The 16,295-nt window shown below is 29.9% G+C and carries 13 protein-coding genes and 1 other annotated feature; of the genes, 9 read left to right on the forward strand and 4 right to left on the reverse strand.

All coding sequences use genetic code 11. The annotated features are described in order from the left end of the window. Positions 1 to 6: 6 nt before the first annotated feature. Together EG57_RS0222845 and EG57_RS0222850 are read right to left on the reverse strand one after the other, a co-directional pair. The gene (locus tag EG57_RS0222845; RefSeq protein WP_032079401.1) at positions 7 to 1,050 is read right to left on the reverse strand and encodes a sensor histidine kinase; all 1,044 of its coding nucleotides are present in this window, start codon (positions 1,048 to 1,050) and stop codon (positions 7 to 9) included. After that, complete coding sequence (locus tag EG57_RS0222850; RefSeq protein WP_032079402.1) at positions 1,040 to 1,717, reverse strand: response regulator transcription factor; 678 nt, start codon at positions 1,715 to 1,717, stop codon at positions 1,040 to 1,042. Before EG57_RS0222850 ends, EG57_RS0222845 begins: the two co-directional genes overlap by 11 nt. Before the next feature lie 276 nt (positions 1,718 to 1,993). Between EG57_RS0222850 and EG57_RS0222855 the strand changes: the two genes are divergently transcribed. The 7 genes from EG57_RS0222855 to EG57_RS0222885 all read left to right on the forward strand — a co-directional run bounded on the left by EG57_RS0222855 (position 1,994) and on the right by EG57_RS0222885 (position 12,865). Continuing rightward, positions 1,994 to 3,229 (forward strand): efflux RND transporter periplasmic adaptor subunit, encoded by a 1,236-nt coding sequence (locus EG57_RS0222855; RefSeq protein ID WP_032079403.1) that lies wholly within the window; start codon positions 1,994 to 1,996, stop codon positions 3,227 to 3,229. Between the two features lie 16 nt (positions 3,230 to 3,245). Beyond that, positions 3,246 to 6,293, forward strand: a complete 3,048-nt coding sequence (locus EG57_RS0222860; RefSeq protein WP_032079404.1) for an efflux RND transporter permease subunit — start codon at positions 3,246 to 3,248, stop codon at positions 6,291 to 6,293. A gap of 130 nt (positions 6,294 to 6,423) precedes the next feature. Continuing rightward, a complete protein-coding gene (locus EG57_RS0222865; RefSeq protein ID WP_032079405.1) occupies positions 6,424 to 6,807 on the forward strand; it encodes a hypothetical protein in 384 nt (127 codons plus the stop codon). A 560-nt stretch (positions 6,808 to 7,367) separates the two neighbouring features. After that, on the forward strand, positions 7,368 to 9,380 hold the full coding sequence (locus EG57_RS0222870) for a methyl-accepting chemotaxis protein (protein ID WP_032079406.1): 2,013 nt from the start codon (positions 7,368 to 7,370) through the stop codon (positions 9,378 to 9,380). Between the two features lie 54 nt (positions 9,381 to 9,434). Continuing rightward, positions 9,435 to 9,651, forward strand: a binding site (T-box leader). Positions 9,652 to 9,763: 112 nt separating this feature from the next. Then, a complete protein-coding gene (gene argS / locus EG57_RS0222875) occupies positions 9,764 to 11,455 on the forward strand; it encodes an arginine--tRNA ligase (RefSeq protein ID WP_032079407.1) in 1,692 nt (563 codons plus the stop codon). Positions 11,456 to 11,584: 129 nt separating this feature from the next. Beyond that, positions 11,585 to 12,382, forward strand: a complete 798-nt coding sequence (locus EG57_RS0222880) for a ribonuclease H-like domain-containing protein (protein ID WP_032079408.1) — start codon at positions 11,585 to 11,587, stop codon at positions 12,380 to 12,382. A gap of 96 nt (positions 12,383 to 12,478) precedes the next feature. After that, positions 12,479 to 12,865, forward strand: a complete 387-nt coding sequence (locus tag EG57_RS0222885; protein ID WP_029159688.1) for a CBS domain-containing protein — start codon at positions 12,479 to 12,481, stop codon at positions 12,863 to 12,865. A 35-nt stretch (positions 12,866 to 12,900) separates the two neighbouring features. Here the strand turns inward: EG57_RS0222885 and feoB are convergent, their stop codons facing one another. Together feoB and EG57_RS0222895 are read right to left on the reverse strand one after the other, a co-directional pair. Then, positions 12,901 to 14,814 carry a ferrous iron transport protein B gene (gene feoB / locus EG57_RS0222890; RefSeq protein ID WP_084572306.1) on the reverse strand — a complete coding sequence of 638 codons (1,914 nt, stop codon included), beginning with the start codon at positions 14,812 to 14,814 and terminating at the stop codon, positions 12,901 to 12,903. 18 nt (positions 14,815 to 14,832) lie between these two features. Beyond that, positions 14,833 to 15,063, reverse strand: a complete 231-nt coding sequence (locus tag EG57_RS0222895; protein ID WP_029159690.1) for a FeoA family protein — start codon at positions 15,061 to 15,063, stop codon at positions 14,833 to 14,835. A 94-nt stretch (positions 15,064 to 15,157) separates the two neighbouring features. Here EG57_RS0222895 and EG57_RS26660 point away from each other — a divergent pair, with 94 nt between their 5' ends. After that, positions 15,158 to 15,406, forward strand: a complete 249-nt coding sequence (locus EG57_RS26660; protein ID WP_152563682.1) for a hypothetical protein — start codon at positions 15,158 to 15,160, stop codon at positions 15,404 to 15,406. A 284-nt stretch (positions 15,407 to 15,690) separates the two neighbouring features. Further along, positions 15,691 to 16,293: a TetR/AcrR family transcriptional regulator gene (locus tag EG57_RS0222905; protein WP_032079410.1), complete on the forward strand. Its 603-nt coding sequence runs from the start codon at positions 15,691 to 15,693 to the stop codon at positions 16,291 to 16,293. Positions 16,294 to 16,295: the final 2 nt, after the last annotated feature.

The raw sequence follows: 16,295 nt of genomic DNA on the forward strand, positions 1-16,295 counted from the left end.
TACTAATTACTTTTGTATAGGTAATTCTATAATGAAAGTTGTACCATTACCATCTGCGCATTTTACGTAAATAGTACCGCTGTGCAGTTCTATAATTTTCTTTGTAATTGGAAGTCCCAAGCCATTTCCATGTGTGGCATGAGAAGTGTCTCCCTGATAAAACTTATCAAAAATGTGCTTCTGTGTTTCCTCATCCATTCCAGGGCCGTTATCACTTATGCTAAAGCGAATTGAGTCATTATACTTATGCAGACTCATATGAATTAGAACATGTGCATTGGTAAACTTAATTGCATTATCAATAAGATTAATCCACACCTGGCTAATCAAATCTTCATCACCAGTAAAATTAATTTCTTCGCACTCAAAATCAAAAGAAGGGTCTTTTGTGCTCCATTTTTGTGCCATGATTGCAATACACCTTCTAATCTGTTCTGTCAGGTTATATTCTTTTGAGTTTGAGATAATGACCTGGTTTTCAATTTTGCAGATATTCAGCACATTTTTAGATAGCTCTACCAAGCGATCGGATTCACTGATTATGATGTCAAGATATTCATTATGTTCTTCCTCTGTTAAATCACCATATTTCAACATTTTGGCAAAACCACGCATTGATACAATAGGTGATTTGAATTCGTGGGAAAAGTTGTTTACGAAATCAGAACGTAAAATTTCGATGCTGCTAAGTTCCTCCGCCATATGATTAAAACTTTTGCTAAGCTGTTGTAGTTCCGGGATGCCTTTAAGATTAATTCGCGTGCTGAAATCCCCTGCTGCAAGAGCATCTATTGCTATCATAATTCTACGAATTACCTTTAAAGGAATCCTGCCGAAAATAAATGATAATATTGTCCCAAGTAGCACACTGATTACAGCAAAAGTAAAGGACATACGAAGAGGATTGGCTGAAAGATGGAATTGAATTATTCCATTACTCCTTAATAATAGAAGGATAAATATAATAGATGATGCAGACAGTATAATAAGAAATACAAGTCCTACAAAAATCATTGTTAATCGCCAGTAAGACGTTTTTTTACTCAACATTCTTCACCGCCTTATATCCAACACCTCGTATAGCAACAATATCAAATTCAGGATAGCTGCTAAATCTTTTACGTAGTCTTGTAATATGTACGTTAACAGTGGTATCCACAGACTCTGAATCCATCCCCCATATTTCATCCATTAGTTGAAGACGGGTGAAAATATAATCAGGAGTAGAGAGCAATCTATAAAGCAGCTGAAATTCCTTCTTTGGAAGGGTATGTTTTTCATCTATCCGTGTAACAGTAAAAGCATCACTATCTAGTATAACTTCGCCAATCTTAAGTATATGTTCACTTGCTTCCTTTGCCCGCCTAAGCAAGGCTTTAATACGCCAAAGCAGTTCTTCTTCATCTGCTGGCTTTGTCATATAATCATCTGTTCCAGATTTAAATCCTCTGATTTTATCTGCAGTAAGCTGCTTAGCCGTAAGCATTAAAATAGGAATCATAATTCCACTTTTTCGTATAGTTTCAGTAAATTCATATCCATTCATTTCTGGCATCATCACGTCAAGTACAATTAAATCAATATGAACTTGATCTAAGATCTCTAATGCAACAGTTCCATTATGTGCTAAATGTATTTCATATCCAGCATGGCTGAGAATTGCCTTCATCAATCTAGCCTGGCTTTTATCATCTTCTGCAACTAAAATTTTAAACATTATGATACCTCCTGTTCTTTGAAATAATTATAACATGGGAAAAAAAACTTAAAATTAACTGACAGTGAAATTATTATAATTTATCTTTGTTTATAATTTGTTCATATTTCTAACCTCTGAGTTAATTTTTAGTTTTTCATGTTGCCATATAATGTCGATTATGATCAGTTTAACAAACCAATCATAAAATTTACATTAAGCTTATTGAAAAAACTAGAGTGAAAATTAATTTTAATAAATATATAAATAATTTGCATTTATTTTAGGAGGAAAAAAATGATTAAAAGAAAGAAGTTAATTTGTATAATAATTGCTTTAGCTGCTGTTGGAACTATCTCAGTTGGAATAAGAACTTTTTCAAGTAAAGCAAAAAATAATTCAGCTATTTCCACAGCTAATATGAATAAAGCTGCTGTAAAAGTAATTAAGGCTAACACAAATACAGTTGCAGATAGTGCAGCCTTTAATGCTTCACTTGAGGCATCTGAAGAAGGAACTATAAGTAATAAAGTAGGAGGGAAGGTTACACAAGTTTCCTTTGAAAATGGACAAAGCGTGTCATCTGGACAAGCTTTAGTAAAGTTAGATGATACTGATGTAAGAAACAGCATAAAGTCTAGTGAAGCACAAGTTGCTGCTGCACAAGCTCAATTGAATTCTTCAGAGAGTTCAGCAAACTCTTCACAAATAGGAATTAATAAGCAGCAAACAAATTTAGAAAGTGCCCAGAGAAATTATGATAGAATGAAGGCTCTTTATGATCAAGGTGCAGAAACAAAAGTTGATCTTGAAAATGCAGAAACACAGCTAAAAAATGCACAAACTGATTTACAGACAGCTAGGGCTAATGCGGAGTCATCAGGCCTTTCTTCAGATGCACAAAGAGCTAATATACAAAAAGCACAAACAGATTTGAACACTCAAAGAGAATCACTGAAAAATACAACTATTACAGCTCCAATTAGTGGAGTTGTCAGTGGAAAAAATGTTACTGTAGGTCAATATATAAGTCCTGGAACAGTCATTGGGAAAGTAGAAAATATATCGTCAATAAATGCTGTTATTGAAGTGAAAGACAGTGATTTAAATTATGTAAAATTAGGAGCAAAGGCTAAATTTAAGTTGAGCAATGAAGATTCAAAAGAGTATGATGGAGTCGTTAAAAGTGTTGATGGAGCAGCAGATCCTCAATCTAGAATATTTAAATGTAAAATTCAGATTGACAATAAAGATGGAAAGCTTAAGCCTGGTGTTTTTGGAAAGATAAAAATTGTTAAGGATGAAAATAAAAAAGCAATTACATTGCCACTAAAAGCACTGGGAGGTAGTGAAGGAAAATATTACGTTTTTATAAATAATAATGGAGCAGCAAAAAAACAAAATATAACTGTAGGAGAAATTAGTGAAGATACAGTAAAAATAAAGTCTGGAATAAAAGATGGAGATAATGTTATTTGTACTAATATAAGCACTTTGCAAGATGGTGATGCTGTAAAAGCATTAGCAGAATAGGAGTTGAAGTTTAATTATGTTTTTATCAGATGTTAGTTTAAAAAGACCTGTATTTATCACTGTAATTATTATTGCTTTATTGGCATTAGGTGCTATTAGTTATATAAATTTACCAATGGATCAGCTTCCAGATGTTGATATGCCAACGGTATCTGTTAGGATAACTCAAAATGGAGCAGATCCAGATCAAATTGAGTCAAAGATAACAAAAAAAGTAGAAGATGCAGTAAGTCAAATATCGGGAGTGAAGCATGTTAGTTCAACTATAACAGAAGGAGTTTCAAGTACTACTATTTCCTTTGAACTAGAAAAGCCTTCAGCTGAAGCAATGCAAGAGGTAAAAGATAAGTTATCTAATATTAAAAACAGCCTGCCAAGAGATATTGATGACCCTGTAGTTTCCAAATATGACGCCAGTGCATCAGCTATTTTTTCTTTTGCTGTAACTAGCTCAATGTCTAATAAAGAGTTATCACAGATAGTAGATGATAACATTGTGAAAAAATTGCAAACCATAAATGGTGTTGGAGCTGTAAGTATCTCTGGTGAAGAGGAAAAAGAAGTTCATATAAAACTAAATAAAGAAAAAATGAATTCCTTAAATATTACAGTTTCAGAACTTACTAATGGTTTAAGTGCTGATAATATTAGTCTATCCAGTGGTAAAGTTTCTAGTGGAGATACACAAATAAGCTTAAAAACTGATTCTTCTATAAAGAAGGTAGATGATTTTCTTAATGTTTTAATTACCAAACGTAATGGTAGTGAAATTAAACTTGGAGATATTGCAACCGTTGAGGATGGAAGTAAAGAAAAAAGTAGTTTATCTTTTTATAATGGTAAGGAAGCAATTGGTATTGATATTGTCAAACAATCTAATTCAAATACAGTGCAAGTAGCTAAGGATGTAAAAAAAGAAATTGAAAGCATAAAAAAAAGCTTGCCATCAGGGGTTAAAATTAACCTTGTAGCAGATAATTCAACATCTATAATTGATTCAGTTAAAGATGTTCAGCAAACAATGATAGAAGGATGTATACTTGCGGTAATTGTAGTTTTTATATTTCTTAAGAATATTGCCAGTACTGCAATTAGTGCAGTTTCTATACCTGTATCCATAATTACTACTTTTGCAGTAATGAAATTTATGAATTTTACACTTAATACAGTATCACTAATGGCGTTATCCCTTGCTGTTGGATTACTTATTGATGATGCTATAGTTGTTATCGAAAATATCGTGCGTCATCTTAATATGGGTAAAAGTCCAATTCAAGCAGCAAAGGATGGAACTTCAGAAATAGGACTTGCAGTTATAGCTACTACTCTTGCCATAGTAGCGGTATTTCTTCCTATTGCTATGATTAATGGTATGGTAGGAAAGTTCCTTGTACAATTTGGACTGACCGTTGCTGCCAGTGTTTTGGTTTCACTATTTGTAGCTTTTACCTTGGTACCAATGCTTTCTGCAAAGAGTTTAAGCAGTAAAGAAAAGGAAGTTCCTATAATAGGAAAGTATTTAGAAAGATTTAATAATTCTTTTGATAACTTATCTAAAGCTTATTCTAAATTGTTAAAGTGGGCACTAGATCATAGAATTGTAACTTTAATGATACCAATAGGGTTATTAGTATTAAGTTTGCTTTTAGCTACACAATTGAAGACAGGCTTTGTTGCTGCAACGGATAATGGACAAATAGCAATAACAGCAGATTTGGATGCAAGTTCCACTCTGGATAATGCTTCAAAGATTGATAAAGATATGGAAGCTGTTATTAAGAAGAATAAAACTGTACAATATATATCTTCTACAGTTCAATCAAATAAAATTAAACTTAATGTAAAAATTTCAGATAAGAAAGATAGAAAAGATAGTATTGATGAAATTATAGTAAAGATGCGACAGGATTTAGTTAATATTCCAGGAATTAATTTATCAATTAACTCAGCTGGTGGTTCTACAGGCTCAGGTAAGTCAGTTCAATATCATGTTCAAGGTTCAGATTTTCAAAAACTGCAAAAATATGCTTTAAAGGTTGAAAAGGTAATGAAGAATACCACTGGAGCAGTAGATGTAGGCATTACTTATACATCTGGAAAACCAGAAGTGAAGCTTGAAGTGGATAGAGATAAAGCTGCTGATTTAGGAGTAAATCCAAGTACAGTTTCTAGTACATTGAACACTCTATTTAATGGGACTGTAGTAAGTCAGTATGAAACTGAAAAGGATAGATATGATGTTCGTATGCAGCTTGAAAAAAATGATAGAAAAGATTTTGATAGTTTACAAGGAATTTATGTGACCAGTACAAGTGGTAAAATGATTCCTATAGATCAAGTAACTAAAAAAGTATTCTCTACATCTTCGTCTACTATAAATAGGTATGATAAAGAAAGAGAAATTCAATTAAGCGCAAATTATGCTCAAGTAGCAGAAAGTGATTTTACTAAAGCATTTAGTAATAAACTAAAAAGTGAAGCACCTATGCCCAAGGATATAAAGTTAAGTGCTGGAGGAAGTCAAGACCAAATGGCAGAAAGCATGGGAGGTTTAGCTCAAGCGCTTCTTATGGGGGTTCTATTTATATTCCTTGTAATTGCAGCTCAGTTTGAAAGTTTTGTAGACCCACTTGCTATTTTACTTTCGCTGCCACTAGCTCTTATCGGTGCAATCTTAGGCTTACTTATTGGCAATAAAGAATTAGATATGATGTCTGCAATAGGTGTTATCATGCTTATGGGATTAGTTACTAAAAATGCAATTTTACTTATTGATTTTGCAAAACAAAATTATAGTAAAGGAATGAATTTAAAAGAAGCTTTAATAAATGCTGGTCATACACGTTTAAGACCAATTATTATGACTTCTTTAGCAATGATTTTTGGTATGATTCCTACAGCAATAGCTTCTGGTGCAGGATCAGAACAACGTGCACCTATGGCTTTTGCAATTATTGGAGGATTAATTACATCTACATTATTGACATTATTATTTGTGCCAGTGGTATACACATATTTGAATGATTTAAAACTATTCTTTAGAAAAAAATTTGCAAAAGGTTAGTGAAAAAATATTTAGAATTTAAATGGCTATATCTAGGTTATAAAACTTAGATATAGTCACTTTTATATAAATTTATTTATATTGGGTAGTCCTGCTGCAGAACCTCTTTATATACAAATACAATAGATTAATGAATATTTTTCTTATAAAAAGAAAAAAATATGGTGTAATTAAACTTAAAGAACTATATGAGGAGGAATATATTACGAAGGATAATTTAAATCAATTACATATTATAGAAATAGATAAAAAGCAATTTAGAGTAATGGTAAAGAATATAACTATTGAGGATTATTTCATTATAACTAATGAAGAGGACGAATTTTATACTAGAGTAAAAAATCAAGTACAGTATATGAAATCAAAATTTATTTTTTATGATGGAATTGAATTCGATGTATTAGTAAATGAGAAAAATAATAGTATCATTTTAATTAAATCGGGAATTTTTTGGAAGGAAGTATATGAAGAGTATAAAAGTAAATATATTAAAGATATATCAATTTATAATTAATACATCTAATAAAAAAGTTGATATACAAGTAAAAGCTATAGGATAATAATTGTACTATAGTTTTTATTTATATATAAATTCAATTTTATTTAGCAGAAATATATACATTATAAAATCTGGCAACATTGTACAAGTATTATCCATATAATATTACTGAGCAAAAGATAAATATAGAAAAAGCTAGTTTATTTTTTTATTGAAGTTAATGGAGTAAAGGTGTCATTTAGCCTTTACTCTTTTTTAAAAAATTAAACTAGCTATTTTTATAAAATGATTTAACATTGTTGTAAATGAATTCTATTATTAAAGGTTAATAAACTTTGATATTAATTTTATTTATGCATATATAAATAATGAATTGTAATCGTAAACATATATTAAAGCGTGAAATTTGCGATTTTATAAGAGTTTACAGAAATATATCAATAAATAGAAAAAGTAGTTTATGTTAAAAGATGTTAAAACATGTTGAAGTTTATTTATATTTAATGTAAAATTTAAATGGATAATAAAATAGTTCTAAATATTTTATTAAAATTACATAATGGGGGGACAACTTAATGAAAAGTAATACAAAAACTCTAAAATTTAAAGTAACATTAAACTCCATATTAGTAGTGCTTTTAGTTACAATAGTACTTGCAATTGTGTCGTACAGCATAATTAGCAAAAGATTAGATGCACAAATAAAAATGGATGGAAACAATTTTGTAGATGAGGTTGTTTCAGAAATTCAAACTAATAGTTCAGTGCTTAAAAATTTAGATAGTCTTTTAGGAGAAAAAATTAAAACTACAGCTTATTTAGTTGGACAAAATCCAACTTCACCAAATGAATATTTAAAGCAAGTAGCAAATGATATTCAGGTGCAGGAAATAGACATATCTGATCCTCAGGGAGTAATAATTTATTCCAATCTTCCAGCTAATATTGGATATAAATATCCAGAAGATCATCCTGTACAATCAGTTCTTAAAGGACAAAAAAACGAGCTTATTGAAGCTGTAAGAAAGAGTACAAATTCAGCAGACAATAATTATTATAAATATGGATGTGTAGCTTTAAAAAGTGGAGGAATTGTACAAGTAGGGGTTATTGCTAATGAAATTGAAAAATTAAATAAAGAAGTAAGTGATAATAATTTAGTAACTAAATTAGGTAAAAAATCAAATGTTGTATTTGCATTAACCTTTGATAGTAATTTAAAAGCTTTAGCACATAGCGATAAAAGCAGAGTTGGAATTGCATTAACAGATGAAGGAAGTAAGGAAGCAATAAATGGTAAAGCACATAGTTCTGTGTACAAGTATAAAGGCATAGATGTATACGATGTTATAGTTCCTGTAAAAGATGCTAATGGAAAAGTAATAAAGGCTGTGGATGTGGGGATTTCACTGCAAAATAAAAACCAAGCATTAGTTAGTGTTATATTAAGCTTTACAATAATATCTCTTCTTGCTTTTATAATAGGTTCAATTTTATTGAAGTCATTAATAGGCAAAAATTTAAAACCTTTAGCTAATTTAGCAGAAGGAGCAGAAAATGTCTCACAAGGTGATCTTACAAAGAATATAGAAGTAAAAACTGAAGATGAAATAGGTAAGCTTGGACATAGCTTTAATAATATGATTGAAAAACTTAGAAGTATGACTACAAATATTACTAATGTATCACAAAATGTAGAAAGTTCAACAAAATCAATTTTAACATCTTCACAGCAGGTTTCACAGGTGTCAGAAGAAATTGCTACTTCTATACAGCAGGTTGCAGATGGATCAGAAAAGCAAGTTACAGCTACAGATGAAATATCAAAGGCTATGAAAAATGTAGTTGATAATATAACAAGTATAAAAGGTCAAGTTGTTAATGTGGTAAAGGCTTCTGAAGAAGTGAATAAGCTTGCAGTAGATGGAAGAGAAAAAATGGATACTATGTTTAAACAAATTAATACTGTAAAAGATAGTGTTAATTATTCATCAGGCGTAATAGCTGAACTTCAACAGAATTCAAAGGAAATAGGAAACATTGTAGAAATAATAGATGGAATAGCAGATCAGACTAGCTTACTAGCACTTAATGCTTCTATAGAGGCAGCTAGAGCGGGAGAAGCAGGAAAAGGTTTTGCAGTGGTTGCAGATGAAGTAAGAAAGTTAGCAGAAGAATCTATGACATCTTCAAATAATATTAAAAATTTAATTAATGATACTCAAGAAAAAACTAATAAGGCACTTTTATCAATAGAAGAAGGCAGTAGAGAATCTGAAAAAGGATCAACTACAGTGAAGGTAGTTGGGGAATCCTTATATAGAATTTTAAAATCATTTGATGAAATAAGAAATAGCTTGGAAAAAGTTAATGATATGATTACAAGTTCAAAGGAAACTATTGATAGGGTAGATGAAAATGTAAATGAAATACAGGATGTTACAACAAATACAGCAGCAAATACAGAAGAGGTAGCAGCATCTTCAGAAGAACAAACAGCAGTACTTCAAAGTGTTACTGATGACTTGCAAAAACTTAATAAGTTATCTGAAGAACTAGCAGAAAGCGTAAAAATGTTTAAATTGTAGATTAGGTATTGACAGGAAATTGCAATGAGTAATATAATAAGTTGTAAATTATATATTAATTCATTGAAAAGAAGAGTACTTTTAGAGTTCCTTTAAAGAGAGCAGGGATGGTGAAAGCCTGCATTGATATCTAAAATGGAAGAGAGTCTTTGAGAAGCTTGTTTTATAATTGTAATAAAAAAACAAGACGTTAACTGCGTTAAAGTGTGAGTGGATAAGGTAGTGATACCTGTCAATTAGAGTGGTACCGCGGATATAACCCGTCTCTTTTATTAAAAAGAGATGGGTTTTTTAAACTAATTTATGAATTCATAATTTTTGTGAAAATAGAGATTATGTATATAAACTAAACTGTTGAAAAATTATACTTTGGAGGTTTTAAAATGAATTATAAGAAATTAGTAGCAGAAAGAATAAAAGAACATGTGGAATTGGATTTAGAAACATTGGATAGATTAATAGAAATACCACCAAAATCAGATATGGGAGATTATGCTTTTCCATGTTTTCAACTTTCAAAGACTTTAAGAAAAGCACCAAATACTATAGCAGAAGAATTAAAAGAAAAAATAAATAAAGATAATTTTGAAAAAATTGAAAACTTAGGACCTTATTTGAATTTTTTTGTTGATAAAATTGATCTTACAAAAAGCACTATAGAAAAAGTTCTTGAAAATGGAGACAAATATGGTTCTTCAGATATAGGAATTGGAAAGAATATAACTATAGATTATTCCTCACCCAATATTGCAAAGCCTTTTCATGTTGGGCATTTATGTAGTACATCTATAGGAAATGCTTTATATAGAATATTATCTTTTCAAGGATATAATTGTATAGGTATAAATCATTTAGGAGATTGGGGAACTCAATTTGGAAAGCTTATATCTGCTTATGAAAGATGGTGTGATGAGGAAACTTTAGAAAAAGAACCTATAAAAGAATTATTAAGAATATATGTTAAATTTCACGAAGAAGCTGAAAATGATCCATCCTTAGAAGATGAAGCAAGATTGCATTTTAAAAATTTAGAAGATGGATGTGAAGAAGAAACTAAACTTTGGCAGAGATTTAAGGATTTAAGCTTAAAGGAATTTAAGGTTGTTTATGACATGCTTGGAATAAAATTTGATCATTATACAGGAGAGAGTTTTTATAATGATAAAATGGATGCTGTAATTGATGAAATAGATAAAAAGGGATTGCTTGTGGAAAGTAATGGAGCTAAAGTAGTAATGCTTGATAAATATAATATGCCTCCGTGTATGATAAAAAAGGCAGATGGAGCAACTATTTATGCAACTCGAGATTTAGCGGCAGCAATGTATAGAAAGAAAACTTATGATTTCTATAAAAGTATATATGTAGTAGGATCTGATCAATCTCTTCATTTTAAACAATTTTTTACTACATTGAAGCTTATGGGACATGATTGGGCTGATGACTGTAAACATGTAGCTTTTGGTCTTGTTAGATTTGCAGATAAGAAATTATCAACAAGAAAAGGTGATGTTATATTCCTTGAAGATTTATTAAATGAATCAGTGGAAAAAACTTTGGAAGTTATAAATGAAAAGAATCCTGATTTGGAAAACAAAGAAGAAGTTGCAAAGAAGATAGGTATAGGAGCAGTAATATTTACTTATTTAAAGAACAATAGGGAAAAAGATATAATATTCGATTGGAAGGAAATTTTAAGTTTTGATGGTGAAACAGGTCCATATGTTCAATATAGTTATGCTAGAGGAAAGAGCATTCTTAGAAGAGCAGGAGAAGTTAAAGGAGACGTTGATTATAGCAAATTAAATTCTAAGGAAGAATTTGAACTTATAAAAACTCTTGAAGGCTTCCAGAAGTCTATATTACATGCTATAGATAAATTAGAACCTTATATAGTAACAAGATATATAATTGATGTAGCTAAAGGTTTCAATAAGTTTTATAATGCTCACAGTATAATGAATGCAGAAGATGAAGCTACAAAGATATCAAGAATTAAATTAGTAGAAGCTACTTGTCAAGTACTAAAGAACGGATTAAATTTAATAGGAATTGAAACTGTAGAAAAAATGTAGATTTAAAAGTGCTTTAGAATAAGTAAATATCATTCTAAAGCACTTTTGTTTAGTTATTTTCAAATTTTTTATATTGTTATATAATAAGTAATGTAGGTTTATTAAACCAGAAATTTGGAGGACTTTATAATGTTTATAGAAGAATATAAAGAAGTATTAGATTTACATAAAAATGTATTTCAATATTATAATATGGATAAAGTTGCATACTTTGATATAGAAACCACAGGTTTTGATAAGGAAGAGGATAGAGTAATACTTATATCTCTAGGAAGATTTAAAGATGATAAATTTTTTTGTATAAAGCAATATTTTGCAGAAGATTTAGAAGATGAAAAGGAAATATTATATAATTTTAAAAAGGATTTATTGGAATATAAAAAATGGTGTTCCTATAATGGAATAGCTTTTGATGAACCTTTTATAAAAAAGAGGATGGAAAAGCAAAATATAATATTTGAGTCTCCAAAGTATCATATAGATTTATATAGACTTATAAGACCTTATTATAGACAAATGGGTATGGAAAGATGCAATCTTAAAACTGTAGAAAAGTATATAGGGATAGAAAGAGAGGATAAAATAGATGGTGGCATAAGTGTAGACTTGTATAAAGAATTTTTATTAACTTCGAATAAAGAACTTAAGAAAAAAATAATGCTTCATAATTACGAAGATGTATTGAGTTTACCTAAGATACATGAGCTCATTTTTAAAATAGAAAATGATCATGATTTAGTTAGGGAAAATGTAATTACAAAAAAACAGTGTAGATATCTTAAAAGTCTTCTTAAAAAGAATAATATTGTTTTAAATGTTGATATAGATAGGATATCGAAAAAAGCTGCTGCAAGAGCTATAGACAATATATTAAGAGGTTTTGTGGACTGTAATGAATTGGAAGAAATAATTAGTAACAGTTATTAAGATCAATTAGTACAGTAAATGGTTAATATGAGTATTAAAAATATTTAGACTTTCCACATAATTCATTGTATAATATAGGAAAGGAGGTAGATATTTATGATAAATGAAATAATGCATTCAGATATAGTTAAACTTAGAATAGATGATAATTTAAAAAAGGCACTTGAAACTATAAATGCAAATAAAGTAAATGGAGCGCCTGTAGTTGATGAAAATGATAAATTAGTCGGTATAATAGTTAAAGCTGATATATATAGATTTCTAATGGAAGAAGGTCATTATGACACTTGTCCTGTAGATTGGGTAATGACAAAAAATGTTGTTACAGCATCTAAAGATGAGGGGATTGTAGAAGTAGCAGCTAGACTTAGAGAAAACGATATTATTGCTATTCCTATAGTTGATGGAGATGTTTTGAAAGGTATAGTGACAATTGAAGATATAGTTGACTATATTATAGAAAAGGAACAATATTATAGTTAATAAAAAGCCTGTTCATTGGACAGGCTTTTTATTAACTATTTTTTATAATTTCCACAGTGGCTGGAACAGGAACTGCAGTCACATCCACCAGAGGATTTTTTCTTTATATTTTTATATAATATGTGTGCTGCAAAAGCAACCAAAATAATTGTTACTAAAATTTCTATTAACATATAATTACCTCCATATAAGATTAAAGAACCTAATCTAAAAACTATAAAAGAAACTATCCAAGCTAAACTAAATTGGTATACTACAGAGAATATGGCCATATTTCTACCATATTCTTTTTTCATAGCACCCACTGCAGATATACATGGAGTATATAGTAACACAAAAACTAAAAATGCATAAGCTGATATTGGAGTAAAATGATGAAGTAATGATAACTTTAAGTCACCACCATATATAACTCCCATAGTACCTATTACAGCTTCTTTAGCCATAAGACCTGTAAGCAATGAAACAGAACTTTGCCAATCTCCAAATCCAAGGGGTTTAAATATTATGCTAATACATTTTCCAATATAGGATAGTATACTGTTATTTATATCTGTCATACCATAAATGTTGAAATTAGATAAAAACCAAATCAATATTGACATAGAAAAAATAATAGTACCAGCTTTTTTTAAGAATCCTTTACCTTTATCCCAGGTATGTAATGCAACATTCCTAAATTCAGGAAGCTTATATTCAGGGAGCTCTATTATAAAAGGCTCTTCATCTTTCTTGAATAGAGTATTTTTAAACAACAATCCTATCATGAAAGAAATAATAATACCTAAAAGATATAATGACATTATAATACCTGCTTGTTTTGCAGGAAAGAAGGCAGAAGCAAATACTGCATATATAGGAAGTCTTGCATTACAAGACATAAGAGGAACTAACAGTGCAGTAAGTTTTCTATCTTTTTCACTTTCTAAAGTTCTAGCTGACATAATTCCAGGAACTGAACAACCAAAGCTCATTACTAAAGGTATAAAAGCTTTGCCGGATAATCCCATTTTTCTCATTAATTTATCCATTATAAAAGCTGCTCTAGCCATATAACCACTGTCTTCAAGTACAGATATTCCAAGAAAAAGTGCCATGATAATAGGTAGAAAAACTACAACAGAGCCAACACCACCTAAAACTCCTCCTACAAGCAATGATTTAAACCAAGGGCTTGTACTTGACAAAGTATTTTCTAAAAAAGGAACTAAGTTTGAATTTAAAATTGTATCTAATTCATCTGATAGAGGTTGACCTACCCAACTAAAAGTGAATTTAAAAATTAAAATTAAAATAGCAAAGAATATAGGATAAGCTAAAAATTTATTTAGTACAATTTTATCTATTTTGTCTGTAGGAGATACATAATTATTGCTTGTACTAGTAAAGCATTTGTTTAAAACTTTATTGATAAAAGCATAAGTTTCTTTTTCGTCTTGAAATTGAAAATCATTATCACTATATTGGCCTAAAAAATGGCCATCAAGAAGCATTTTCTTTAAATGGTCTATTCCAATGCCTTTAGAAGCAACAATAGGTATTACTATTACATTTAATTCTTTAGATAATATAGAGTAATCAATTTTAATTCCTTTAGAATCTGCAACGTCTATCATGTTTAATACTAATATTATAGGTTTATTAAAGCTTTTAAGTTGAGTTGTAAGATACAAATTTCTGTCTAAGTTAGAAGCATCTACTATATTTATTATTACATCTGTATCTTCATTAAGTAGAAAATTTCTTGATACCTTTTCTTCGTTAGAGAAAGTATCCATAGCATAAATTCCTGGAAGATCAACAATTTTTATGGAATTATCTAGGTAACCTTCTTTTTTTTCTACAGTTACTCCTGCCCAATTACCTACATATTGATTTGATCCAGTTAAAATATTAAAAAGTGAAGTTTTACCTACATTAGGGTTGCCAAGCAAAGCTGCTGTAATCATATTAATCCTCCTAAAATATTACAATTTGGAACTTTTTATAAATATATTTTTTGCATCTTTTTTGCGTATTGCTAAATTAAATCCTCTTAGGTTTATTACTAAAGGATCACCAAATGGAGCAGAAGCCTTTAAAGCAACCTCAGTTCCTTCTATACATCCTAAAGCAAGAAGCCTCTTTATTAATTTTTCATTTCCGCATATGCTTTCTATTAAAGCTGTTTCTCCAAGTTTTAAATCACAAATACTCATTATTACCACCTCGTAATGAAAATCATTATCATTTATTATATTATAATAATAACATCATTTATAAGTAGTGTCAACATTAAATAAGGAAATAGATATGATGGTCTATTTTAATGAGAATAGAAAAGCAATTATTAAATTAGTAGAGTTTAATAAAGTAATACTAGTGAATAATGTTATTTTCACAGCAGGAGATGTTGTTACACGTACAAAATCTGTAATATCAGCAATTGATGAAGGTCGTAAAAGTGCAGTATCTACATATAACTATGCACCAGTTTCAAAAGATATTTTAAAGAATAGTATCTCTCAGATTTTAGAGGATATCCATTCAAAAGAAAGCTGAAAAAAACTATATTATATTGGATCATAAAGAAAAAGAACTCCAATCAAAATTAGAGTAAGAAGCTAAAAGTTATCCAGATATGGTTTTATAAACTATACTTGTTGATGGCAGCATAAATAGAAAAGGAAAGTATTTTTCCAAAAGAGAATAACACCTAGAGAAATTATTGAGTCATTTGGTGAATTGTGTATAATGAAAAAATCAATCTTGACAAGCGACTAACGTTCGCTATATAATAATGATAAAAGAAAAGACCATTGGTCGCTATAAGGAGGTATTGTCACATGCCAAAAGGAATTATGCTTACACCTGAACAACAAGCAGCACGTCGTGAAGAAATAGTTGGTGTTGCCTTGAGCCTCATAGCTGAAAAGGGATTTCAAAGAACATCAATGCGGGAAATTGCAGTTTTAGCAAACATGGGAAAATCCAGTTTGTATGATTTTTTCAAAACTAAAGATGAGATTGTTGTATACGGAGTTGAGAAAGAAATAGAAAAAACCATTCAAAAGGTTCATAGGATTATTGCTGATGAATCTTCGCCGGAACAGTGCCTTAGAAAAATCATGCTGAATCATCTTGGGGTACCAAAGCAGTATCGAACTGTGCTTATGTGGTTAAATACAGAATCTGACTACTTAGAGGAAGAATATCGAAAGCGGCTGAAAGCTGCACGTTACGCATATCAGGATATTATAAAATCCGTGATTGAAAATGGAGTGAACACAGGAATTTTTCGTAAAACGGATGCTGATCTTATGGCACGTTTGTTAATTAGCTCTATTATAGCAATCCTATATACGTCCCGCCCGTCAGCCAGTCCAGAAAAAATGCTTAATGAAACAATGAATATATTTCTACATGGAATTATGAATGATGGAGGTTAATG

Origin of the sequence: Clostridium drakei (genome assembly GCF_000633595.2) — a bacterium.
GTDB lineage: Bacteria > Bacillota > Clostridia > Clostridiales > Clostridiaceae > Clostridium_AM > Clostridium_AM drakei.

Coding starts and splice junctions, on each gene's coding strand:
- EG57_RS0222880 (WP_032079408.1), top strand. CDS start 11,585: ATGTTTATAGAAGAATATAAAGAAGTATTAGATTTACATAAAAATGTA.
- EG57_RS0222850 (WP_032079402.1), bottom strand. CDS start 1,717: ATGTTTAAAATTTTAGTTGCAGAAGATGATAAAAGCCAGGCTAGATTG.
- EG57_RS0222870 (WP_032079406.1), top strand. CDS start 7,368: ATGAAAAGTAATACAAAAACTCTAAAATTTAAAGTAACATTAAACTCC.
- EG57_RS0222905 (WP_032079410.1), top strand. CDS start 15,691: ATGCCAAAAGGAATTATGCTTACACCTGAACAACAAGCAGCACGTCGT.
- EG57_RS0222895 (WP_029159690.1), bottom strand. CDS start 15,063: ATGAGTATTTGTGATTTAAAACTTGGAGAAACAGCTTTAATAGAAAGC.
- feoB (WP_084572306.1), bottom strand. CDS start 14,814: ATGATTACAGCAGCTTTGCTTGGCAACCCTAATGTAGGTAAAACTTCA.
- EG57_RS0222865 (WP_032079405.1), top strand. CDS start 6,424: ATGAATATTTTTCTTATAAAAAGAAAAAAATATGGTGTAATTAAACTT.
- EG57_RS26660 (WP_152563682.1), top strand. CDS start 15,158: ATGATGGTCTATTTTAATGAGAATAGAAAAGCAATTATTAAATTAGTA.
- EG57_RS0222855 (WP_032079403.1), top strand. CDS start 1,994: ATGATTAAAAGAAAGAAGTTAATTTGTATAATAATTGCTTTAGCTGCT.
- EG57_RS0222860 (WP_032079404.1), top strand. CDS start 3,246: ATGTTTTTATCAGATGTTAGTTTAAAAAGACCTGTATTTATCACTGTA.
- EG57_RS0222885 (WP_029159688.1), top strand. CDS start 12,479: ATGATAAATGAAATAATGCATTCAGATATAGTTAAACTTAGAATAGAT.
- argS (WP_032079407.1), top strand. CDS start 9,764: ATGAATTATAAGAAATTAGTAGCAGAAAGAATAAAAGAACATGTGGAA.
- EG57_RS0222845 (WP_032079401.1), bottom strand. CDS start 1,050: ATGTTGAGTAAAAAAACGTCTTACTGGCGATTAACAATGATTTTTGTA.